A 22,268-nucleotide genomic window follows, 5' to 3' on the forward strand; every position below is an offset into this window, starting at 1 on the left:
GAACTTCCGTGTTTATGATCGACAACCCCCGACCGGGGACCCGACACGGCCGATCGATTCGGCCCGGAGCAGAGCTGAGGTGCGCGACGGTGATTCGCGAGGCGTACGCCTGCTGGGTGCGCGAACCCGGAGTGGCCGAGATCCAGCCGGTGTCGCTGACCGCCCCGGGCCCCGACGAGGTGCTGGTCCGGACCCGCTACTCCGGGGTCAGCCGGGGCACCGAGACGCTGGTCTTCGCCGGTCGGGTGCCCGCCGACCAGTACGCCACGATGCGCGCGCCGTTTCAGGAGGGCGAGTTCCCCGGCCCGGTGAAGTACGGCTACCTCAGCGTCGGCGTGGTCGAGCAGGGCCCGCCGGAGCTGCTCGGGCGAACGGTGTTCTGCCTGCACCCCCACCAGAGCGCGTACGTCGTGCCGGTGGGTGCGGTGGTGCCGGTGCCGGAGGGGGTTCCGGCCGCCCGAGCGGTGCTCGCCGGCACTGTGGAGACCGCCGTCAACGCGCTGTGGGACGCGGCGCCGCTGGTCGGCGACCGGGTCACAGTGATCGGCGCGGGCATGGTGGGCTGCTGCGTCGCGGCGCTGCTGGCCCGGTTCCCCGGCGTGCACGTCGAGTTGGTCGACACCGACGCGCGGCGGGCCGGCGTTGCCGGGGCCCTCGGTGTCGACTTCGCCAACCCGGCCGACGCCCGCGGTGACCGGGACCTGGTCGTGCACGCCAGCGCCAGCGCCGCCGGCCTGCAACAGTCGCTGGACCTGCTCGCCCCGGAGGGCACCGTCATCGAGCTGAGCTGGTACGGCGACCGCCCGGTGCAGGTGTCGCTGGGCGGCGCGTTCCACTCCGGTCGACTCAGCGTGCGCAGCAGCCAGGTCGGCATGGTGGCACCCGCCCGACGGGGACGGCGCAGTTACGCCGACCGACTGGCGCTCGCCCTGGACCTGCTCGACGACCCGGCCTTCGACGCGTTGATCACTGGCGCGTCGCGCTTCGCGGAGCTGCCCGACGTGCTCGCCAGACTGACCTCGGGCGACCTGCCCGCGCTCTGCCACCTCATCACCTACGAAGACGGAGAGTGACAGTGTTCAGCGTGACAGTTCGGGACCACATGATGATCGCCCACAGTTTCCGAGGCGAGGTGTTCGGGCCAGCCCAACGGCTGCACGGCGCGACGTTCGTGGTGGACGCGACCTTCCGCCGGCCCGACCTGGACGCCGACGGGATCGTTGTGGACATCGGCCTGGCCACCGAGCAGCTTCGGGCCGTGCTGAGCGAGCTGACCTACCGCAACCTCGACGACGAGGCGGCCTTCGCCGGGGTGAACACCACCACCGAGGTGCTGGCCCGTACTGTCGCGGACCGGCTGGTCGAGCGGGTGCACGCCGGTGAGCTGGGCGCGGGGGCGCGCGACCTGACCGGCATCACCGTCACTCTGCACGAGTCGCACATCGCCTGGGCGAGCTACGAGCGGTCGTTGTGACCGATGCGGGCCGGGCGGTGCACGTCGTCCTGCCCGGTGACATCGACGATCCGGCCACTCCCAGCGGCGGCAACTCCTACGACCGGCGGATCTGCGCGGGGCTGAGCGAGCGCGGCTGGTCGGTGCACGAGCATCCGGTGCCCGGCGCGTGGCCGCACCCCGACCCGGCCGACCGGGCGACGCTGGGCGCTGTGCTCGCCGCCGCGCCCGACGACGCCGTGGTGCTGGTCGACGGCCTGATCGCGTCGGCCGTGCCGGACCTGCTCGCCCCGCACGCCAGTCGGCTGCGCCTGGTGCTGCTCGTGCACCTGCCGCTGGACGACGAACCGGAGGCCCGCGCCCTGGCCACCGCCCGCGCCGTCGTCACCACCAGCGAGTGGACCCGCCGCGCCCTGCTGGCCCGTCACCCGGCCCTCGCCGGCCGGGCCCGGGCCGCGCCGCCCGGGGTGCGGCCCGCGCCGCCGGCAGCCGGCTCGGTGGCCGGCGACCGGTTGCTCTGCGTCGCGGCGGTCACCCAGCACAAGGGGTACGACGTGCTGGTCGACGCGTTGGCCACGCTCGTCGGCCGGCCCTGGACGATGGTCTGCGCGGGCACCCTGGCCCGGGAACCGGATCTGGTGCACCGGCTGCGTGACCGGTTGACCGGCGCGGGCCTCACCGAGCGGGTACGACTGGTCGGCCCGCTGACCGGCGCGGCGTTGGACGACGCGTACGCCGCCGCCGACCTGCTGGTGCTGCCGTCGAGAGGCGAGACGTACGGCATGGTCGTCACCGAGGCGCTGGCCCGCGGCCTGCCGGTGGTCACCACCGAGGTGGGCGGGCTGCCGGAGGCACTCGGTCACGCGCCCGGCGGTGAGCGCCCGGGACTGCTGGTCCCGCCGGGTGACCCGGCGGCGCTGGCCGCCGCGCTCATCCACTGGCTGGACGACGACGCGCTGCGCGCTCGGCTGCGGCGTGCCGCTCTCGCCCGGCGCGACACCCTGACCGACTGGCCGGTGACCACCGCGTTGCTGGCCGGCGTGCTGAAGGAGGTGGCGGAATGACCGCCGAGGAGACCCTGCCGTTCGCCGACTGGCTGCGGTTACGTGAGCCGGCCGACGCGGCGGCACGTGCCGAGGACCTGCTGGACGCCATCCGGGCCCGGCTGACCGGGGACGCCCCGACAGTGATCCACGACCTGGGCAGCGGTACCGGGTCGATGAGTCGTTGGCTGGCCGCCCGGCTACCCGGATCACAGCACTGGGTGCTGCACGACCGGGACGCCGACCTGCTGGCCCGGGCCGCCGAGGGCATGCGGGGGGTGACCGCCGCCGACGGCGCCCCGGTCACCGTCCACACCCGCTGCGGCGACCTCACCCGGCTGACCGCCGCCGACCTCGCCGACGGTTCCCTGGTCACCGCGTCCGCGCTGCTGGACATGCTCACCGCCCAGGAGATCGAACGGGTGGCGGATGCCTGCGTCGGCCGGCCAGCCCTGTTCGCCATCTCGGTGACCGGGCGGGTCCGGTTCACCCCGGCCGACCCGCTCGACGACGCGGTCGAGGCCGCGTTCAACGACCACCAGCGGCGTACCGTCGAGGGCCGGCGGCTGCTCGGCCCGGATGCCGTCGCCGCCACCGCCGCCGCGTTCGCCCGGCGCGGCGTCGACGTGCGGGAACGGCCCAGCCCGTGGCGTCTCGGCCCGGAGCAGGCCGACCTGACCGCCGAATGGTTCCGAGGGTGGGTCGGGGCCGCCTGCGAGCAGCGCCCCGACCTGGCCGAACCCGCCCAGGCGTACGCCCGCCGTCGGTTGGCTGACGCGGCGGCCGGCCGACTCACAGTGATTGTCGAACACACTGACCTGCTCGCCGGTGGATGAACCGTTCACGCCCTGGGTACGTGCACTAGGGCAAGTGGACGATCTTCGAAGGGGAGGCCGGCGCCGATGTTCTGGGCCTGGGCACGAGTGGTCGGCGGGGTGGGTCTGCTCGCCGTCCTGCTGTGGCAGGTGGGCAGCGGCCCGTTCCTCGCCGGAGTACGACTGATCGACGCGTCAGCGTTGGCTGCGGCGCTGGTCATCGGGGTGCTCACCACCGTCTGCGCGGCGTGGCGGTGGAGCCTTGTCGCCGGCGGCCTCGGCGTACGCCTGCCACTGGCGACCGCTGTGGCGCACTGCTACCGGGCCGTGTTCCTCAACGCCACACTGCCCGGCGGGGTGCTCGGCGACGTGCACCGGGCGGTACGCCACGGCCGCGACGCCGGCGACGTGAGCCGGGGCATCCGCGCCGTGGTCTGGGAGCGTGCCGCCGGGCAGGTGGTCCTGGTCGGGGTCGCGCTGGTGGTGCTCGCCGCCTTCCCGTCGCCGGTCCGGCCGTACCTGCCGGTCGCCGCCGCGCTGCTCGTCGCCGGCGGGCTGGTCGTCGTGCTGCTGGCCCGGGTCCTCCCAAACGGTGGCGGGTCGCGCTGGGCGACGGCACTGCGTACCGCCGTGGCGGACGTACGGTCGGGCCTGCTGGCGCGGCGCACCTGGTTCGGTGTGCTTGTCGCCTCGGCCGTGATGGTCGCCGGTCACCTGGCCACCTTCCTGGTGGCGGCGCGTACCGCCGGATCGGATGCCCCGCTGTCCCGACTGCTGCCGTTGACGTTGCTCGCCCTGCTCGCCATGGGCCTGCCGTTGAACGTGGCCGGTTTCGGGCCGCGCGAGGGGGTGGCGGCGTGGGTGTTCGGCGCGGCCGGCCTCAGCGCGGCCGAGGGCATCGCCACCGCCACCGTCTACGGCGCACTGGTGTTGGTGGCCAGCCTGCCCGGGGCCGCCGTGTTGCTGGCCCGTCGGCGTCGAATTCCGGTCGCCGCTCGGGAAGCCGCCTCCGGCGGCGGATGTTGAGTCGGTTGTGAGACGGTACGCGTCGCCGGACGGCGGTGGCGCCGGACAAAGGAGTCCCATGCCCGAAGCATTGCCGGTTGCCACGATCCGCACGCAGGTCACGGTGCCGCTGGCGTTTCCGGATGGCTACACCACGACCGCCCGGGTGTTCACCTTCAAGGGCCTGGTGGACGGTCGGGAGCACCTGGCCCTCGGCCTCGGCGACTGGGCGGGCGCCCTGGACCGGCTCGCCGCCGGGGGAGTAGCCCCGCTGGTCCGTCCTCACAGCGAGTGCCTGACCGGCGACGTGTTCGGCAGCCAACGCTGCGACTGCGGGCCGCAACTGCGCGAGGCGGTGCAGCGGATCGCCGAGACCGGCGGTTTCCTGCTCTACCTCCGGCAGGAGGGCCGTGGCATCGGCCTGTACGCCAAACTCGACGCGTACGCGTTGCAGGACGCCGGGTTGGACACCTACCAGGCCAACGTCGCGCTGGGCCGGGGCGAGGACGAGCGGGACTACACCGCCGCCGCGCAGATGCTGGCCACGTTGGGCGTGCCGCGGGTCCGGCTGCTGAGCAGCAACCCGGACAAGGCCGAGCAGTTGACCCGGCTGGGCGTGGACGTTGCCGAACGGGTGCTCACCAGCGTCTTCCTCTCGCCGGCAAACGCCGAATACCTGGCGGCGAAGGCGGCCAAGGCGGCGGAGGTCGAGGCGGCCGAGGCGGTCGAGGCGGCGGATGTGCTCGCGGGTCGTGCTCCTGAGCGGCCCGTCTCCCGATGAGTTGGCGGCCGGGCCCGACACGGCCGTACGTGCTGCTGAGTTGTGCCGCCTCCATCGACGGGTACATCGACGACGCCTCCGAGCAGCGGTTACTGCTGTCCAACGAGGAGGACCTGGACCGCGTCGACGCGGTCCGGGCCAGCTGTGACGCCATCCTGGTCGGCGCTGGCACTGTTCGACGAGACGACCCTCGGCTGCTGGTGCGGTCCCCGAGCCGTCGGGCCGAGCGGGTGGCGGCCGGTCGGCCCGCCTCGCCCACGAAGGTCACACTGACCGCCCAGGGCGACCTCGACCCGATCGCCCGCTTCTTCACCGCCGGTGATTCGGCCCGGCTCGTCTACTGCGCCACTGGCGCGCGGGAGAAGACCGAGGAGCGGGTCGGCCGACTGGCCACCGTGATCGACGCGGGTGAGCCCGTCGACCCGGGGTGGCTGCTGACCGACCTGGCCGCGAGGGGCGTACAGCGGTTGATGGTGGAGGGCGGCGGGACGGTGCACGCCCAGTTCCTCGCCGCCGGTCTCGCCGACGAACTGCACCTGGTGGTCGCCCCGTTCTTCGTGGGTGACGGCCGGGCACCCCGGTTCGTCGGCGAGGGCCGCTTCCCCTGGCACCCGGGTCGCCGCGCGCGCCTGGCCGAGGCCCGTCAGATCGGCGACGTGGTCCTGCTCCGCTACGCCCTCTCCGACCGCTGCCCCACCAACCCCGCCGCCCGACCGGTTGATCATGGCGTTGGCGGGTGATCCAATCTCCGCGGAACCCGCCAAACCCATGATCACCCCGGGTGGGGTGGGTTTATTTTGTGGACGGCGGGGGTCGGTTGGGACAGGATCTCCGGATGTCCGTACCGAGCCTGGCCTTGTTGCGCTGGCAGTTCGACCTGACGTGGTCGCTGTTCGAGTACCACCTCGAGCGACTCGATCCCACGGACTTCCTCTGGGAGCCGGCCGATCACTGCTGGTCGGTGCGGCAGAGCACCGACGGCACCTGGACCCCGGACTGGGCCGACACCGAACCCGACCCGGTCCCGGTGCCGACGATCGGCTGGCTCACCTGGCACGTCGGCTGGTGGTGGACAGTGGCGATGGACCATCTTCGGGGTGGAGCGGCGCGACAGCGCACTGCCGTCGTCTGGCCGGGCGCGGGCGAGCCGAGTGTCGCCTGGCTGCGGGGCCTGCGCACCGAATGGCTGGATCTGCTCGACCAGCTCGGCGACAGTGACAGCGACAGCGACAGCGCCCTCGACCGCCTCGCGACGTTCCCGTGGCCGGACGGGACCGACCACACCGTCACGCACACGATCGGTTGGGTCAACTCGGAGCTGATGAAGAACGTCGCGGAGATCGGTCAGCTCCGGCTGCTGCGCGCCGCACGCACCGATCGGGACGGCCCGGCCGCTCGACCGTAGTATTTTCGTCGCAGGGAGTGCCGTGACGAAACTGGAGGCGGCGCGTGCTCAGTGTCCGGTGTGTCGAGTGCGAGGCGGACCTGCCCGTCGGCACCGGCCGGGGGCGCCCGCGCCGCTACTGCTCCCGGCGCTGCCAGGCCCGCGCGTACCGCAGGCGTCGTGAGCACGGCCCCACCAGCAGCCCTCGTCGGATTCGGGACCTGCCCGCGCCGACCGGCGGCGACCCGCGCCACCGATTGGTCGCCCTCGCTGTCGAGTTGGCGGACGCGGGCGGTCTGGAGGCCGTCTCCCTGCGGGTCCTCGCCCAACGCGCGGGCCTGCCCGCCCACGCCGTGTACCGGCACGTCCGGAACCGGGCCGACCTCCTCGCCGCGATGGCCGAGCAGATCACCGCCACCCGACCGCCCGGCACCGCGCCACCACCGCGCGATCCGCGCCAACGGCTCGAACGGCTGGCCGGGGACGAGTGGGCGATGTACCGCCGACATCCCTGGCTGCTGGCCATCCTCGCCACCGATCGGCCGCCGACCGGGCCGGCGGTACTCGCCATGGTCGACCGGGTGGTGGCGGCGTTCACCAGCGCCGGGTACGAACCGGCCGAGGCGTTCCGCGCCTACCTGGCACTCAGCGGTTACGTCCAGGGCATGGCCCTGCTCATCCGGCGTGACCCCGGGGACACCACCTACCACGCCTGGTGGTCGGCGACCCGCACCCGGCTGGAGCGGACCGGCCGTACCCGGGACCGACAGTGGCTGGCCGCGGCCGGGCAGACCAGACCCGACGCCGACCTGGACACCTGGTTCCAGTTCGGCCTGCGCGGGCTGCTCGGTGGCCTGTTGCCCGACCCCGCTCGGTAGGGTGGCCGTCGTGCTGCGACTGGAGACAATCACCAAAGATAATGTGGAGGCCGCGTGCCGGGTGAGCGTGCGGCCCGACCAGGAGAAGTTCTCGTCTCCGGTCGCCTGGTCCCTCGCCGAGGCGTACGCCCAGCCCGAGATCGCGTGGCCGCGTCTCATCGTCGAGGATGACGAGATCGTCGGCTTCCTGATGGGCTTCTTCGACATCGTGTGGGATCCGGCCCACCCGGACGACAGGCGCTCGGGGCTGTGGCGGCTCAACATCGCCGCCGAGCACCAGGGCCGTGGGTACGGCCGCTTCGCGGTACAGGCCGTCCGCGACGAGGCCCGCCGACGTGGGCACGACCGGGTCTACACGACGTGGGAGCCGGGGCCGGACGGCCCGGAGCAGTTCTACCTGAAACTCGGGTTCCAGCTGACCGGGGAGACCAGCGAGGACGAGGTGGTGGGCGTCCACTCCACCCACTGACCGGACGCCACCGACCACCCCGGACCGAGTGATCAGCGGTGCGGCGGGGCCTGCGTACGATGCGGGGTCGAGTTCCCCTCGTCGCGGCGGAGGTATCGGGCAATGGCAGGCCAGCACGAGGGTTTCGCCCTCGGCATCGACCTCGGCACGTCCAACACTGTCGCGGTGCTGCGCTGGCCGGACGGGCGGACCCGTCCGCTGCTGATGGACGGTCAACCGCTCAGTCCGTCCGCCGTCTACGCCGACCCGGACGGCACTTTGCACACCGGCTGGGACGCCCGCCGGTTGGCGCAGGCCGACCCGGCCCGGTTCGAGGCGAACCCGAAGCGTCGAGTGGACGAGCCGACAGTGCAGCTTGGCGACCGCGCGTACCCGCCGGCCGACCTGCTCGCCGCGGTGCTGGCGGCGGTCGGCCGGGCGGCGGTGGGCGCTGTGGGTTTCCTGCCGCCGGCCGTGGTGACCTGTCCGGCCGCCTGGGACGCGACGCGGCGGCAGGTCCTCGCCGACGCGCTGCTGCGGGCCGGCTGGCCGCAGGCGGCCGAGCACACCCTCGCCGGGCCGACACCGCCCGGCACCCGGCTGCTGCGGGAGCCGGTGGCCGCCGCCCGCTACTACACGCAGGTGCTGCACCGTCCGGTTCCGGTCGGTGGGGCGATAGCGGTGTTCGACTTCGGTGGCGGAACGCTCGACGTCGCTGTGCTGCGCAACGAGGGCGCGGATCCCTGGGGGGACTCCGGCTTCAGCGTGGTCGCCGACGGTGGCCTGCCAGACCTGGGCGGTCTGGACCTCGACGCCGCGCTGGTGCGTCGGGTCGGCGAGTTGGTCGGTGAGCGGCACGCCGATCAGTGGGCCCGGCTCACCCGACCGGCGGATCCGGAGCAGCGCCGCGACCAGGTCCGGCTCACAGACGAGGTACGTGGTGCGAAGGAGACCCTGTCCCGCTCCGCTGTCGCCCCGGTCGCGGTGCCGGGAGTGGCCGAGACGATCCAGCTGACCCGGGCGGACGTCGAGCGGGTGGCCACGCCACTGCTGCGCCGGGCGGTGCAGCGGACCCGGGAGGTCATCGCCGCCGCCGGGCTGCGCCCCGATCAGCTCGACGGGCTGTTCCTCGTGGGCGGGTCGTCACGAATCCCGCTGGTGGCCCGCATGCTGCACGCCGAGCTGGGGATCGCGCCGACGGTGCTGGACCAGCCCGAGCTGCCGGTGGCCGAGGGCGCCCTGACCGACCTGCCGCTGCGCAAGCCGCTACCCGCCCCGGCGTACGCGGGAGCGCCGCTCGCGCCACCCGCGGCGGCGCCGGTGAGCCCGCCCGCCCCGGCGGGAGCGCCCGCGCCGGTCGTACCGTCGCAGCCCTGGCGGGGATCCACCCCGCCGGCGGGCCCGCCCCCCGGGCCGGGTCTGGCCGGCGCCACCCCGACCCCGCCCGGCGGCGCGACAGGCTGGCGGCGGGCGCGCTGGGTGGTGCTCGGCGCGGTGCTGGCCCTGGTCGGGGTGGCCACCGCGGCGACGCTCTACCTGACCCGGGACCGCTATCCGGATCTGAAGTTCGACTCGCTGCGCGAGCTGTCCCGGCCGTCGGCCGGCGCCGAACGGCCGGTCGCCATGTGGACGGCGGTGCTCGACGACCGGGCCTACCTGGCGTTTTCGCTGCCCGACGACCGGCTGGAGGTGGTGGCCGTCGACGCGGGCAACGGCCACCAGTTGTGGCGGAAGCAGACCGACGTGCGGGCCGACGACTGGGAGGCGATCATCGCCGTCCCCGGGGCGGTCGCGGTCCTCGCCGACGCACCGGGCGACAGCACCCCCCGACCGCTGGCCGTCCTCGACGGTCGTACCGGCGAGCAGCGCTGGCAGCGCGTTCTGCGTGGTGACGACGACGTCTACTTCGCCGACGACACGGCGGTGCTGGTGGACCGGACCGCTGACGAACTGGTCGGTCTGCGCCTGAGCAACGGCTCGGCGAAGTGGACGCAGCCCAACCCCCGCGGCCAGTACGCCGGTGGCCGTACCGTGGTCCGGCCGGTCGGCACCGACGCGGCGGCGGGCGGGCCGGCCTTCCTCGACGGCGCGCCCCGCAACCCGTGGGCGAGCAAGGGGCGGCGACTGGTCCAGGTGGGTGCGGACCGGTCGGTGCGGCTGCTCGACATGGCATCCGGCGCGGTGCTGCGCCAGTGGGGCAGCGTCGCCGACCTCGACGACCTGGTGGTCGCCCACGAGGACCGCCTGTACGTGGCCGCCAACGAGGGTGGTTACCAGCTCCTCGCGTACGACCTGGGCTCCGACGCCGAGCCGGTGGTGCTGCACCGCTCCGGCAACGACGAGTACCGCCCGAAGGAGCTGATGGCCTGCGGTGAGCGGCGGGCCTGCCTGTTGCAGGTGCCGAACAACGACGTCGCGCGCACCGAGGTGGTGGCGGCCACCGAGGGTGAGCAAATGATCAAATGGTCGGCGCCGGGCGTGACCGGTCTGGTTCCGTTGGGTGAGCAGGTGCTCGCCCAACGGGAGTTGCCGGAGCCGACCGTCACCGTCTTCGACGCCGCCGGCCAACCGGTGCTGCGGGACCGGGGCGGAGTGGCGGTCCGCCTCGACGCGGGCAACCTGCTGGTCTTCGCCAAGGCGCCCAGCGTGGTCGCGGACAACCGGGTGCTGGCCGGGGTGTGGGCCGAGTCCGGGGAGGTCGACGAGTTGGGTGAGCTGAAGGACGTGCGCAGCTCTTCCTGTTCGTGGAACACCCACGTGATCGCCTGTGGCGCGGACAAGGACTTCGTGCTGTACCGCTTCACCGACGACTGACGTCACCGGCCCACCGGTCGGCTCGTACGATGCTCCGGTGAATCTTCGAGGTACGGTCCGCGCCGATCGTCCGTTGGTGGTTCTTGCCGTGGGTGAGGAGGCCCGCTACCTGCCGCCCGAGCTGCCGGTATTGCTCACCGGCATGGGCAAGGTGAATGCCGCCAGCGCGGTGGCCGCGGTGCTCGCCGCCGGGCCGCGCCCCGCCCTGTTGCTCAACCTGGGTACGGCGGGAGCGTTGCGCCCCGGGTGGGCCGGGATCCACGAGGTCGCCACAGTGCTCCAGCACGACCTGGACACCGAGCTGCTGCGCACGCTCACCGGCGAGACCTACGGGGCGCCGCTGCCGCTGGCAGCCGAGGGCGCGGTGCTCGCGACCGGTGACACCTTCGTGGCCGACGACGCCGAGCGGGACCGGTTGGCGCAGCGCGCCGACCTGGTCGACATGGAGGGGTACGCGGTGGCCTGGGCCGCCGCGCAGGCCGGTGTGCCGTGCCGGCTGGTGAAGCAGGTCAGCGACGAGGCGGGGGAGGGCGCGGCCCGAACCTGGCAGGAGTCGGTGGACGCGTGCGCCCGGGACCTCGCCGAGTGGGCCGCTCGACACATCGTCTGAACAGGTAAGGGTCAGTCGTCTGCTTGCCGCATCCGCAGGCCCGGTGTGGTCTCCCGGGCCGCTCCGGGAATCAGGATGTGCGCCGCCAGCGTGAGCGCCACGACGGCGGTGACCAGCAGCGGCGGCCAGCGGCCGGCCCACGGCAGCGTGAGCAGCGGCAGGGGGAGGCAGAGCATTCGCCGCCACGGCACGAGCATGGACACCAGCAGGGTGAACAGGGCGCGGCCGATCACGAACAGCGCCGGACCGCCCATGATCAGTAAGAGCCACCCGACCGGGGTCGTGCCGGTCGGCCGGGTGACGACCAGGTCGAACGAGGCCGCCGTGGCGACCACGCCGGCCAGCATCACCAGGTGCGTGTACGGAGCCACCCGGGCCGGCCGGCCCGACTTCGGCCCGGCCCCCGCCTCCAGCAACTCGCCGGCCCGGAAGACGTAGACCTGCCAGAGCAGCAGCATGATGGCGAACGCGCAGAGCAGCGCGGCGACCCGGAGCCCGGCCAGCGGGCCCCGGCTGACCTGCAGCGTGGGAACCAGGATGATGTCGCCGAGGGCCAGGATGATGAACTGCTGGTACCGCTCGCCGAGATGCGCGGTTGTCCGCTCGTACTGCTCCGAGGGCACCCGGCCCAGCCAGGGCGTGGGGTAGCGGGCCGCCGCGGAGATCAGGTCGATCGTGATGGCGATGGCCCAGAGGGCCCAGTTCACAGTGCCGGACGCCGCGCCCGTGATCCAGAAGACGCCGGACACCACGAACCAGAAGAAGAACCGGCTGGCCCGGACCATGGCCGCCCGATGTCGCTTCCGGTACAACGTCGTGACCAGGATGATGCCGCGGATCACGTGCGTGCCGACGTACGAGATCGCGAAGACCATCGCGTGCCCGTCGGAGACCATCGGCAACGATGCCGCCATCCCCACCGAACCGACCATGGCGACCATCAGGATGGCCTGGATGGGGCGCTGCTGAGGGTCGTAGAACTCGGTGGTGGTGGAGGTGACCGACCAGGTCCACCAGATCGCCGTCAGCATCAGCAGGACCATCGCGGCGCCGGACCAGTTGTGGACTTCCGCGAGCAGGGTCGACGTCAGCGCGAGCGAGGCCACGAAGACCACGTCGAAGAGCAACTCCAGCAGCGTGGCCCGCGTCGAACCGTCCGGCCGGCGTACCAGCGCCGCGGTGCCTCCGGTGGTCATGCCCGGCCTCCCGCCGTGTCTCCGAGGATTATCGGCGGTGCCGGCGCGGCCCGTCCCCGGATCGGCGATTCCCGCCGGTCGGGGAAGAGGGCGTCCGGAGGTTGCCACGGCGTCGGGCGCCGGGCGATGCTTTACCGCATCCATCAATCTCGATCTCTTCGGAGGTTCGGATGCGCCGCTCCCCGCTGGTCGCCCTCGTCCTGACCACCCTGCTGCTCGTCGCGCCCGGCGCGGCGCAGGCCGCCGTCCCCGACCGGGCCGCCGCGCCCGCCGCCGACCCGACGGCCACGCTGACCGGGGTACGCACCGCGGGCACCGCCTGGGGCCTCGACCCCGCCACCGGCCGGATGACCCTCACCGTCGACGACACCGTGGCCCCCGGCGAACTGGCCGCACTGCGGGCGGTGACCGACCGGGCCGGCGTGCTGCTGCGCCGCGAACCCGGAACGCTGCGCCCCCTGATCGCCGGCGGGCAGGGCATCTACGGCGGCGGTGGCGCGCGCTGCTCGCTCGGCGCCAACGCGCGCAGCGGCAGCACCTACTACGTGATCACCGCCGGGCACTGCACCACTGCCGCCGCCACCTGGTACGCCGACAGCGCCCAGACCACAGTGCTCGGCACCCGCACCGCCACCAGCTACCCCACCAACGACTACGGGCTGATCCGCTACACCGGCCGGATCGCCCACCCGAGCGCGGTCTACACCTACCCGGGCCTGCTGACCATCAACGGCCCCGGCAACGCGTACATCGGTCAGGCGGTGTGCCGCAGCGGCAGCACCACCGGCGTGCGCTGCGGCACCGTCACCGGTCTCAACCAGACCGTCAACTACGCCACCGGCGTGATCTACGGCCTGATCCGCACCAACATCTGCGCCGAGCCGGGGGACAGCGGCGGACCGCTCTACGTGGCCTCCACCGGCAGGATCCTCGGCATCCTCTCCGGCGGCACCGGCAACTGCACCGCCGGCGGCACCACCTACTACCAGCCGATCGCGGAGGTGCTGGCCGCGTATGGGCTGACGTTGCCCTGAGCGTCAAGGTGTGACGTGCGACGGGTTGCCCACCCCGCGCGGGACACCTAGGCTCGGCGACGCCCAGCACCCCCGCCGCGAGGACGTGTGCCCGATGCCGACCGCCCCCCGACCTGACCAGCCGAGTGTTCCGGCCGGCCTTCCGTCGATCGAGGTGGCCGCCGTGGGGGAGACGATGGTGGTGCTCTGCCCCGCGCCGGGTGAGCCGCTGGAGCGCGCCGAGCGGGTCGCCGTCTCGGTCGGTGGGGCCGAGTCCAACGTGGCCGGTTACCTGGCCCGCCTGGGACACCTGACGACCTGGGTGAGCCGGGTCGGCGACGACCCCTTCGGTCGGGCCGTCGTCCGGCACGTCGCCGCCGCCGGAGTCCGGGTCGACCAGGTGTGCGTGGACCCGGCCGCCCCCACCGGCCTGTACGTCAAGGACCCCGGCCCGGAGGGAACCGCAGTGCACTACTACCGGGCCGGGTCGGCGGCCGCCCGGATGGACCCCGCCACGCTGGCCGACCCGGCGCTGGCCGGCGCCCGGGTGCTGCACCTGTCCGGAATCACAGCGGCGCTGTCCGCGTCCTGCCGGGCGCTGGTCGAGCACGCGGTGACCGACCGACCGCTGGCGCAGGCGTTGGTCAGTTTCGACGTCAACCACCGGGCCCGGCTGTGGCCCGCCGAGCAGGCCGCGCCGGTGCTGCGCGACCTCGCCAACCGCTGCGACCTCGTCTTCGTCGGGCAGGACGAGGCGGAAACCCTCTGGGGTACCACCGACCCGACGGCCGTACGCGAGCTGTTGCCGGATCCGGCGACGGTGGTGGTCAAGGACGGCGCGGTGGGCGCCACCGCACTGGTCCGCGACGCCGAACCGGTCTTCGTGCCCGCGCCCCGGGTGACGGTGGTGGAGCCGGTCGGCGCCGGAGACGCCTTCGCCGCCGGCTACCTGGCCGGGCTGCTCCGCGGCCTCGACCCGGTGCGGCGGTTGCGCCTCGGTCACCTCGTCGCCGCGCAGGCTCTGACCAGCAGCGGCGACAACGCCCCCGTCCCGCAGTGGGCCTGGTTCGAGAAACTCATCGACGCCCCCGCCGACGCCTGGTCGCCACTCGACCTGACCGACCCGGGCGCGACGACCTGAGCCGGGCCGGCGGATTGCGACCCGACCAGCAGCAACAGTCCCACCGCGACATCGGATGGAGTGCACCATGACCACACCGGACTTCGACCACATCTTCGGCGGCGCCCGGGTGATGGCGATCCTGCGCGGCCTGCCGGTCGCCGAGACCGTTCGACTCGCCGAGCGTGCCTGGGACCTCGGCATCGACGTGGTGGAGGTTCCGGTGGCCACCGCCGACGCGGTGCCGGCGCTGCGGGCCGCCGTCGAGGCGGGGGCCGCACGCGACCGGATCGTCGGCGCCGGCACCGTGCTCGACGTCGACCAGGTCGCCGCGGCGGCCGACGCGGGCGCCCGGTTCACCGTCGCGCCCGGCCTGGACCTCGCGGTCGCCGACGCCGCCGCCGCGCGTGGCCTTCCGCACCTGCCCGGTGTGGCCACCCCCACCGAGGCCCAGCAGGCACTGCGGCACGGCCTCACCTGGCTCAAGGCGTTCCCCGCGATCTCCCTCGGCCCGGCCTGGTTCAAGGCCGTCGCCGGCCCGCTGCCGCAGGTGCGCTTCGTCGCCACCGGCGGCCTCGACGCCGGCAACGCGGGAGCGTTCCTACAAGCAGGAGTACGTGTCGTAGCAGTCGGCTCAGCCCTCTCCGACCCCACCCAACTAGACGCCCTAGCCAAGCTAACCCGCCCCACCCCCTAACCCGCCCCACCCCCTAACCCACCCACCCGCCCCACCGCCCTCCCTCCCCACCGCCCTCCCCACCGCCCTCCCTCCCCGCCCCACCCCGCCGATCTTGCACTTGCGGTTGCCGATGCGCCCTGATTCGCGGCTTTGGTCGCGACACAAAGTGCAAGATCGGCGCGGGGCGCGGGGCGCGGGGGCGGGGGGCGGGGGCGGGGACGGGGGAGAGCGGGGTGGGTGGCGGGGTTGCGCCATGGCGTAAGTGCGTCGAGGTTGGGGGCGCGGTTGGGGTGGGCTCTGCGTCGATGCTGTGGTGCGTACCACTTCTCGACACAAAGAGGTCATCGTGGCTCTGTCTCACCGGCGCCGCCGATCCGGGCTGATCGCCCTCGGCGCCGCCCTCACCCTGGCGGCCGGGTTCACCCCACCCGGCGCGGGAGCGGCCGCCGCCCCGCCGAACAACCCCGACCGCCCGGCGGGTCAACCCCCGGCCGCCGCCGGACGCGCGTCCACCGTCACCCTGATCACCGGTGACACGGTCACCGTCACCACAGCACCGGACGGCAGCACTGTGTCGACAGTGCGCCGGCCAGACGGCAGCACCCCGAGCTTCCACCGCACGGTGCGCGACGGCGACACCTACGTCTACCCGGACGCCGCGCTGTCCTATGTGACCAGTGGTGTTCTGGACCGGCAGCTGTTCAACGTCACCGACCTCATCGCCGACGGCTACGACGACGCGCACACCGACGCGCTTCCGCTGATCGTCACGATGACCGACGCGGCGGCCCGCAACCGCACCCGTCCCACAGTCGACGGCGCGAAGCTGGTCCGACCGTTGGACAGCGTGCAGGGCGCGGCGCTGACCCGCCAGCGCGCCACCGCCGACCGGTTCTGGACCGCTCTGACCGCCGGTTCGACCCGGCGTACGGGTGACGCCCCGACCCTGGCCAACGGCATTGCGAAGGTCTGGTTGGACGGTCGGGTGCACGCGGACCTGGCCGAGTCCACAGCGCAGATCGGTGCGCCGAAGCTGTGGGCCGAGGGCAACACCGCCGCCGGTGTCGACGTCGCTGTGCTCGACTCGGGTGCGGACGCGGAACACCCGGATCTCGCCGGGCAGATCGCCGAGTCGAGCAGTTTCGTGCCCGAGGAGCCCGACATCCTCGACTACAAGGGCCACGGCACGCACGTCGCCTCGACGATCGCCGGCACCGGTGCCGCGTCCGGTGGCGCCGAGCGGGGCGTCGCCCCGGGTGCCCGCCTACACATCGGCAAGGTGCTCAACAGCGAGGGCAGTGGGCAGAACTCGTGGATCATCGCCGGCATGGAGTGGGCGGCCCGGGAGCAGAAGGCCCGGGTGGTCAGCATGAGCCTGGGCGGTGAGGCCACCGACGGCAGCGACCCGATGAGCCAGGCGGTCGAGCGACTCAGCGCCGAGACCGGTGCCCTCTTCGTGATCGCCGCCGGCAACAGCGGCCCGGCCACCATCGGCAGCCCGGGCGCCGCCAACTCCGCGCTCACAGTGGGCGCCGTCGACGCCACCGACCACCTCGCCGACTTCTCCAGCCAGGGGCCACGCGCCGGCGACGGCGGGCTCAAGCCCGAGATCACCGCCCCCGGCGTGGACATCCTGGCGGCCCGCTCGCACCTGGTGCGGGGTGGCTCCGGCGATTACACGCTGATGAGCGGCACGTCGATGGCCACCCCACACGTGGCCGGAACGGCCGCGCTGGTTGCCGCCGCGCACCCGGACTGGACCGGTCAGCGGATCAAGGAAGCGCTGGTCAGCACGGTCAAGGCCACCCCCGGGTACACCCCGTACCAGGCGGGTGCCGGTCGGGTCGACGCGGTCGCCGCCGCGCACGCCACGGTCTTCGCCACCCCGAGCGCCTACTCCGGCTTCCAGGCGTGGCCGCAGCAGCCGGGCATGACCGTCGACCGCACTGTCACCTACACCAACGTCGGCAGCGCGCCGGTCGCCCTGAAGCTGGCCCTCGACGTGGCCACCGCGCCGGCCGGACTGTTCGCGCTCTCCGCCGACCGGGTCGCCGTGCCCGCGGGCGGCACCGCCACCGTGACGGTGACCGCCGCGTACGACAAGCTGCCGGTGGAGAAGCAGGTCAGCGGCATGATCGTCGCCACCGACGACACCGGTGCGGTGCGCGGGCGCACCCTGATCGGCGCCGGCAAGGAGGGCCAGCGGCAGAACCTGACGCTGGTCGCCAAGGACCGCGACGGCAAACCGCTCGTCGGCAAGGTCATCCTCACCGCTGACACCCTGTTCACCGCCGTGGACCTGCCCGAGAGCGGCACCGCCACGCTGCGGCTGCCGGTGGGAAGCTGGAACGGTTGGATCTCCGCGGACGTGCGCGGCGCGCACGGGCCGCACTCCAAGGGCATGGCGATGCTCAGCTTCACCGACGTGAACCTGGACCGCGACCGCACCGTCACCCTGGACGCGCGCGCCGCCCGGCAGGTGCAGGCCCGGGTGCCGCAGGAGGCCACCGCCAGCGCGCTGCGGATGGACATCCACCGGTCCACGAAGAACGGGCTCACCGAGAGTCAGGTGCTGCCCGACGACTCGTACGACAGCATGTGGGCGTTGCCGACGACCCGTCCGGTGACCGACGGCGAGTTCGAGTTCGGCGCCCGGTGGCGGCTGGAGCAGCCGGCCCTGACCGTTTCGGCGGGCGGTCGCTCGTACGACGATCTGTTGGTGAAGCGGGCGACCCCGGCGCTGCCGGCCGGTCGTCGCCAGCTGGACGCGGTCTTCGTCGCCGACGCGTCGGCGACGGGGCTGGTCAAGCGTCCGGTCCGGGACCGGGCCGTGGTGGTGCGCCGCAGTGACAGTGTGGACATCGCCACCCAGGCGCAGGCCGCCGCGGCGGCCGGAGCGAAGCTGCTGCTCGTGGTCAACGACGGCGTCGGTCGGCTCCAGCCCTGGGACGAGGCGGCGTGGAGCCCGGAGAGCCCGGCCCCGGTGACAGTGGCCACCCTCGGCGCCGACGAGGGTGGGCAGCTCATCGCCGCGCTGGAGCGGGGCGCGGTGCGGCTCACCGTCGAGTCGCACCCGGAGACCAGCTACCTGTACGACGTGGCGCACCACTGGACCGGTACGGTGCCGGCCGACCCCACCTACCGGCCCACGAAGCGGCAGTTGGCCCGGGTCGACGTGGAGTTCCGCAACTACCGGCAGGGCAAGGCGCTGGAGTTCCGTACCGACGTCTGGCGCGGCTGGGCGTCGAGCAACCAGGAGCCGGCCCCGGCGCAGGGCCGACGCACCGACTGGGTGAGCGCCGACCAGCGGTGGATCGACGACGCGTTCATCGCCGGCGAGACCGGTCAGCACCTGATGGCGGTGACCACGTACCCGGCCGGTAAGCCGAGCGCCGTCACCTGGTTCGGGCCGATCCAGCGACCCCGGATGGGCGGGAACTACGTGCCGGTCCGCTACCTGGACACCGTCTACCTGCCCGCGCCCGGGTGGGGCGACGGGGGCGGCCACATCGGTGAGGCGTACGCGAACTACGACATGGTCAACCGGACCACCCTCTACCAGGGCGACAAGGAGCTGAACTGGGGCAACGCCGAGTACCTCCAGGTTTCCGGTCTGGCCCAGCAGCGGCTGCCGTATCGGCTGGTGGTGGAGAACGACAGGGCCGCGTGGACGAACCCGTACTCCCGGCAGACTCGCACCGAGTGGGGCTTCCACTCGGCGGTCACCGGGGAGGAGTCGGCCGAGGTGCTGCCGATGATCCAGCTGGACTACCGGGTGGCCATCGACTCCACCGGCAAGGCGTCCCGGCGGGCACCGTTGACAGTTGTCGCCTCCCACCTGCCCGACGTCACCGGCAGGATCGGCGCGGTGACAGTCGAGGTGTCCTACGACGACGGGGCGACCTGGCAGAAGCAGCGGCTGACCCGGCACGGCGACGGCTGGCGTACCGCGCTGGCCGCACCCACGAAGGCCGGCTTCGTGAGCCTGCGCACCACGGCGCGTGACACCGCCGGCAACACAGTGAGCCAGAGCATCAGCCGGGCGTTCGGCCTGCGCTGACAGCACTGCGGTCGGCCGCCGCTCGGGGTGGTGAAACATCCCGAGCGGCGGCCGGCGCCGTCAGTGGAGTTCCTCAGCGAGGTGGTCCCAGTCTGTCACCACAGGCAGCAGGTCCCCGGCCAGCCAGGCGGCGCTCTGGTCGTCGTGGTGCGGGTCGCCGGGCACCCCGCAGGTGCCCAGGGGGACCACCCAGCGGCTGTCCGAGCGGCGGGCCAGGTCCCAGACGAAGCGCGCCGCCGGCCCCCGGAAGCACCAGTGGGTGACCCCGGGCACGCTGGAGGTGGCCAACACGCAGTCGTGGTCACCGTCGAGCCGGGGGCCGGGCCCGGTGTCCGAGCCGGGCAGGGCCCGCCACGCCGCCAGCCGGTGCAGGTCCCCCCAGGGCACCGGCTCGGCCGCCGCGTCGGCGACCTCCTCGGCCGCCGCCCGTACCAGCGCGGCGATGTCCACACCGGGCAGCGGCGTCGCGCCGAGCAGGTGCTCCAGCGCGTGACCGACGCGCGGCGTCAGCGCCAGCCAGGGCGCGAACACCTCGGGGTACGCGGGCAGCTCGGCCAGCTCGGCCAGCGCCGGGTGGGCGGCGATCCGGCGTACGACAGCCGCCCGCAGGATGGCGTAGGCCGCCGCGTCAGTGCTGTCCGCGGCCATCCGGCGATCCCAGCGCAGCAGTCGTTCCCGCAGCGCTGCGGCGGCCGGACCGAGCCCCGTCGACTCGGCGAGCACCGCCAGCAGCGGCCCGGCCGCGCCCAGGTACGTGTCGGTGTGCACCGAAACCATCTCGTCGGCCGTCCACGCCGAACGGGCGTCGAGCAGCTCGGCGATGCGACGCGCCCGGTGCGGTGGGGCGAACTCCACCCCGAGCGGTGCCGCCAGACCGCGCTCGTTGGCCATCACCGACCGACCGACCACCTCGGCACGGGGCATCGGCGCGTGCCAGCCCTGCCATGCGTAGGCGGCGTCCCACCCGGGGACCACCCGTCGGCCGTTCTCCGGGTGCCGCACCGGCACCGCCCCGGCGACCCGGTGCAACAGCCCTCCGGCGGTGTCCGCCGCCTGCACCACGTTGACCGGCTCCACCCAGTGCCGCAGCGCGTGGTCCACGTCGGCCACGGTGCGGGCGCGCAGCAGCTCCGGCAGCGTCGCGAAACCGAGATCACCCCGGACCCGGGGCGGGTAGCGCAGGCTGACGGCTGTCTCGTCGTCCGGTCCACCGGCGATCACCGGGCCGCGGTCGGTCTCCACCACCTCGACCTCGACCCTGTCGGCCCCGGCCACCTCGATGGTCTCGACGTGGCGGTGCGCCGGTCGCCAGCCGTCCGGGCCGAGCGCCTGCACCCGGGGGCCGTCGCGGCGCAGCCGCTCCGCGTACACGTCCTGGTAGTCGGCCATCGCGTTGGTGATTGCCCAGGCCACTCCGCCGGTGTGCCCGAAGTGCGCGATGCCCGGCACACCCGGCACCGCCAACCCGACCACGTCGTACTCCGGGCAGGCCAGCCGGATCTGCTGGTAGACACCGGGATCCTCGATGAACCGGTGCGGATCACCGGCGAGCAGCGCGGCTCCGGTGTCGGTGCGCTCGGCGGCGAGCAGCCATCCGTTGCTGCCGGCCACGGCCGGCCCGTCGGTGGCGAACAGGCCGATCGCGTCCGGCCCGAGCCGCTGCGCCACGTGCTCGCGCCAGAGCTTGCCGGGGAACCCGGCGAACAGGATGTGGTGGCCCAGCCAGACCGCGAGCGGCGTCCACGGTTCCCACCGACCCGGGCGCAGCCCGGTGGCGGCGAACTCCGGTGACCGGGCCGCCCCGGCGGCGAGAGCGGCGTTGACGCCGTCCACGTAGGCGCCCACCCACTCGGCGGTCGCCGGGTCCAGCGCCGCGTGGCAGCGGCGTGCGGTGTCGTCGAGCCGGACCTGCCGGACGAACCGGTCCCAGCCGAGCGCGTCGGGCCCGAGGAACGCCGCGCTGGTGCCTTGGGCGCGGTGCCGTTCCACCTCGATCTGCCAGGCCCTGTCGTACGCGGTCACCCGACCCTGCGCCGCCGCCAGCGCGAGCGGGTCGTCGGCCCGCAGGTGCGGCACTCCCCACGGGTCGCGGAAACGCCGCTCGTTGCTGGTTTGCTCGCTGTGCTCGCTCACGCCGGCTCCGGGACCACTGTGGTGGCACGGCGTCGGGCCGCGGGGACGACCAGCGGGGTGCCCGTCTCCGGGTCGTCGATCACCCGGCAGGGCAGCCCGAACACCTCCGCCACCAGGTCGGCGGTGACCACCGACGCGGGCTCCCCGGCGGCCACCACGCGTCCGTCGCGCATCGCGATCAGATGGGTGGCGTAGCGGGCCGCGTGGTTCAGGTCGTGCAACACCGCGACAAGGGTGCGGCCCTGCTCCTCGTGCAACCGGGCGCAGAGGTCCAGGATCTCGATCTGGTGGGCGATGTCGAGGTACGTGGTCGGCTCGTCGAGCAACAGCAGGGGCGTCTGCTGGGCCAGCGCCATGGCGATCCAGACCCGCTGCCGCTGCCCGCCGGACAACTCGTCCACCGCGCGGTCGGCGAGGTCGTCGACCCCGGTCGCGGCCATCGACTCCTCGACCACCCGTTCGTCCTCGCGGGACCACTGCCGCAGCAGCCCCTGGTGGGGGTAGCGACCCCGGGCGACCAACTCGGCGACGCTGATGCCGTCCGGTGCGATCGACGACTGCGGCAACAGGCCGAGCGTACGGGCCACAGTGCGCGCCGGCAGGTCGTGAATGTCGCGTCCGTCCAGCAGCACCGCACCGGCGCTGGGGCGCAACATCCGGGACAGGGCGCGCAGCAGCGTCGACTTGCCGCACGCGTTCGGCCCGATGATCACGGTGAACGACCTGTCGGGCACCGCCACTGTCAGGTTCTCGGCGATGGTCCGCTGGTCGTAGGCGAGGGTCAGCGCGGTGCCGCCGAGCCGGGAATCGCCGGGTCGCATGGGTGCTCCTTCGAG

General features: G+C 73.5%; 19 protein-coding genes. 16 read left to right on the top strand and 3 right to left on the bottom strand.

Going from position 1 to position 22,268, the window contains the following annotated elements; translation table 11 throughout:
- Positions 1-89 precede the first annotated feature (89 nt).
- The 12 genes from AB0C19_RS06820 (at position 90) to AB0C19_RS06875 (ending at position 11,231) form a co-directional block, all read left to right on the top strand.
- A complete protein-coding gene (locus AB0C19_RS06820) occupies positions 90-1,073 on the top strand; it encodes a zinc-binding alcohol dehydrogenase (protein ID WP_357180555.1) in 984 nt (327 codons plus the stop codon).
- 2 nt (positions 1,074-1,075) lie between these two features.
- Positions 1,076-1,474 (top strand): 6-carboxytetrahydropterin synthase, encoded by a 399-nt coding sequence (locus AB0C19_RS06825; protein WP_112590267.1) that lies wholly within the window; start codon positions 1,076-1,078, stop codon positions 1,472-1,474.
- Positions 1,471-2,517 carry a glycosyltransferase family 4 protein gene (locus AB0C19_RS06830; protein WP_357180558.1) on the top strand — a complete coding sequence of 349 codons (1,047 nt, stop codon included), beginning with the start codon at positions 1,471-1,473 and terminating at the stop codon, positions 2,515-2,517. Before AB0C19_RS06825 ends, AB0C19_RS06830 begins: the two co-directional genes overlap by 4 nt.
- On the top strand, positions 2,514-3,332 hold the full coding sequence (locus AB0C19_RS06835) for a class I SAM-dependent methyltransferase (RefSeq protein WP_357180561.1): 819 nt from the start codon (positions 2,514-2,516) through the stop codon (positions 3,330-3,332). Before AB0C19_RS06830 ends, AB0C19_RS06835 begins: the two co-directional genes overlap by 4 nt.
- 66 nt (positions 3,333-3,398) lie before the next feature.
- The gene (locus tag AB0C19_RS06840) at positions 3,399-4,337 is read left to right on the top strand and encodes a lysylphosphatidylglycerol synthase transmembrane domain-containing protein (RefSeq protein WP_238682385.1); all 939 of its coding nucleotides are present in this window, start codon (positions 3,399-3,401) and stop codon (positions 4,335-4,337) included.
- Positions 4,338-4,395: 58 nt separating this feature from the next.
- Positions 4,396-5,097 (top strand): GTP cyclohydrolase II, encoded by a 702-nt coding sequence (ribA, locus tag AB0C19_RS06845; RefSeq protein ID WP_238682384.1) that lies wholly within the window; start codon positions 4,396-4,398, stop codon positions 5,095-5,097.
- Positions 5,094-5,837, top strand: a complete 744-nt coding sequence (locus AB0C19_RS06850) for a dihydrofolate reductase family protein (RefSeq protein WP_357180566.1) — start codon at positions 5,094-5,096, stop codon at positions 5,835-5,837. Before ribA ends, AB0C19_RS06850 begins: the two co-directional genes overlap by 4 nt.
- A gap of 95 nt (positions 5,838-5,932) precedes the next feature.
- Positions 5,933-6,502 carry a DinB family protein gene (locus tag AB0C19_RS06855; protein WP_357180569.1) on the top strand — a complete coding sequence of 190 codons (570 nt, stop codon included), beginning with the start codon at positions 5,933-5,935 and terminating at the stop codon, positions 6,500-6,502.
- Between the two features lie 44 nt (positions 6,503-6,546).
- Positions 6,547-7,359 (top strand): TetR/AcrR family transcriptional regulator, encoded by an 813-nt coding sequence (locus AB0C19_RS06860; protein WP_357180572.1) that lies wholly within the window; start codon positions 6,547-6,549, stop codon positions 7,357-7,359.
- Between the two features lie 13 nt (positions 7,360-7,372).
- Positions 7,373-7,828, top strand: a complete 456-nt coding sequence (locus AB0C19_RS06865; RefSeq protein WP_357180731.1) for a GNAT family N-acetyltransferase — start codon at positions 7,373-7,375, stop codon at positions 7,826-7,828.
- Between the two features lie 102 nt (positions 7,829-7,930).
- Entirely contained in the window at positions 7,931-10,621 is a 2,691-nt protein-coding gene (locus AB0C19_RS06870) for a hsp70 family protein (RefSeq protein WP_357180575.1), read from the top strand.
- A 37-nt stretch (positions 10,622-10,658) separates the two neighbouring features.
- Positions 10,659-11,231 carry a nucleosidase gene (locus AB0C19_RS06875; RefSeq protein ID WP_357180578.1) on the top strand — a complete coding sequence of 191 codons (573 nt, stop codon included), beginning with the start codon at positions 10,659-10,661 and terminating at the stop codon, positions 11,229-11,231.
- 11 nt (positions 11,232-11,242) lie between these two features.
- Here AB0C19_RS06875 and AB0C19_RS06880 read toward each other — a convergent pair whose 3' ends face one another.
- Positions 11,243-12,427 carry a low temperature requirement protein A gene (locus AB0C19_RS06880; protein ID WP_357180581.1) on the bottom strand — a complete coding sequence of 395 codons (1,185 nt, stop codon included), beginning with the start codon at positions 12,425-12,427 and terminating at the stop codon, positions 11,243-11,245.
- A gap of 170 nt (positions 12,428-12,597) precedes the next feature.
- Between AB0C19_RS06880 and AB0C19_RS06885 the strand changes: the two genes are divergently transcribed.
- From AB0C19_RS06885 to AB0C19_RS06900, 4 genes are all read left to right on the top strand, one after another.
- Positions 12,598-13,461 (top strand): S1 family peptidase, encoded by an 864-nt coding sequence (locus AB0C19_RS06885; RefSeq protein ID WP_357180584.1) that lies wholly within the window; start codon positions 12,598-12,600, stop codon positions 13,459-13,461.
- 94 nt (positions 13,462-13,555) lie between these two features.
- On the top strand, positions 13,556-14,581 hold the full coding sequence (locus AB0C19_RS06890) for a sugar kinase (RefSeq protein WP_357180587.1): 1,026 nt from the start codon (positions 13,556-13,558) through the stop codon (positions 14,579-14,581).
- Between the two features lie 67 nt (positions 14,582-14,648).
- Positions 14,649-15,257, top strand: a complete 609-nt coding sequence (locus AB0C19_RS06895) for a bifunctional 4-hydroxy-2-oxoglutarate aldolase/2-dehydro-3-deoxy-phosphogluconate aldolase (protein WP_357180590.1) — start codon at positions 14,649-14,651, stop codon at positions 15,255-15,257.
- 328 nt (positions 15,258-15,585) lie between these two features.
- Complete coding sequence (locus AB0C19_RS06900; RefSeq protein WP_357180593.1) at positions 15,586-19,299, top strand: S8 family serine peptidase; 3,714 nt, start codon at positions 15,586-15,588, stop codon at positions 19,297-19,299.
- Positions 19,300-19,359: 60 nt separating this feature from the next.
- On the opposite strand, the gene AB0C19_RS06905 is transcribed toward AB0C19_RS06900, so the two are convergent.
- Entirely contained in the window at positions 19,360-21,432 is a 2,073-nt protein-coding gene (locus tag AB0C19_RS06905) for a penicillin acylase family protein (RefSeq protein WP_357180596.1), read from the bottom strand.
- Positions 21,429-22,253 carry an ABC transporter ATP-binding protein gene (locus AB0C19_RS06910; protein WP_357180599.1) on the bottom strand — a complete coding sequence of 275 codons (825 nt, stop codon included), beginning with the start codon at positions 22,251-22,253 and terminating at the stop codon, positions 21,429-21,431. Before AB0C19_RS06910 ends, AB0C19_RS06905 begins: the two co-directional genes overlap by 4 nt.
- Positions 22,254-22,268: the final 15 nt, after the last annotated feature.

The organism is Micromonospora sp. NPDC048842 (assembly GCF_040649935.1).
GTDB classification, from domain to species: domain Bacteria; phylum Actinomycetota; class Actinomycetes; order Mycobacteriales; family Micromonosporaceae; genus Micromonospora; species Micromonospora hortensis.

Excerpts from the sequence above, each read along its gene's own strand:
- AB0C19_RS06835 (WP_357180561.1), top strand. The coding sequence starts at position 2,514 with ATGACCGCCGAGGAGACCCTGCCGTTCGCCGACTGGCTGCGGTTACGT.
- AB0C19_RS06840 (WP_238682385.1), top strand. The coding sequence starts at position 3,399 with ATGTTCTGGGCCTGGGCACGAGTGGTCGGCGGGGTGGGTCTGCTCGCC.
- ribA (WP_238682384.1), top strand. The coding sequence starts at position 4,396 with ATGCCCGAAGCATTGCCGGTTGCCACGATCCGCACGCAGGTCACGGTG.
- AB0C19_RS06850 (WP_357180566.1), top strand. The coding sequence starts at position 5,094 with ATGAGTTGGCGGCCGGGCCCGACACGGCCGTACGTGCTGCTGAGTTGT.
- AB0C19_RS06855 (WP_357180569.1), top strand. The coding sequence starts at position 5,933 with ATGTCCGTACCGAGCCTGGCCTTGTTGCGCTGGCAGTTCGACCTGACG.
- AB0C19_RS06870 (WP_357180575.1), top strand. The coding sequence starts at position 7,931 with ATGGCAGGCCAGCACGAGGGTTTCGCCCTCGGCATCGACCTCGGCACG.
- AB0C19_RS06880 (WP_357180581.1), bottom strand. The coding sequence starts at position 12,427 with ATGACCACCGGAGGCACCGCGGCGCTGGTACGCCGGCCGGACGGTTCG.
- AB0C19_RS06885 (WP_357180584.1), top strand. The coding sequence starts at position 12,598 with ATGCGCCGCTCCCCGCTGGTCGCCCTCGTCCTGACCACCCTGCTGCTC.
- AB0C19_RS06890 (WP_357180587.1), top strand. The coding sequence starts at position 13,556 with ATGCCGACCGCCCCCCGACCTGACCAGCCGAGTGTTCCGGCCGGCCTT.
- AB0C19_RS06895 (WP_357180590.1), top strand. The coding sequence starts at position 14,649 with ATGACCACACCGGACTTCGACCACATCTTCGGCGGCGCCCGGGTGATG.
- AB0C19_RS06910 (WP_357180599.1), bottom strand. The coding sequence starts at position 22,253 with ATGCGACCCGGCGATTCCCGGCTCGGCGGCACCGCGCTGACCCTCGCC.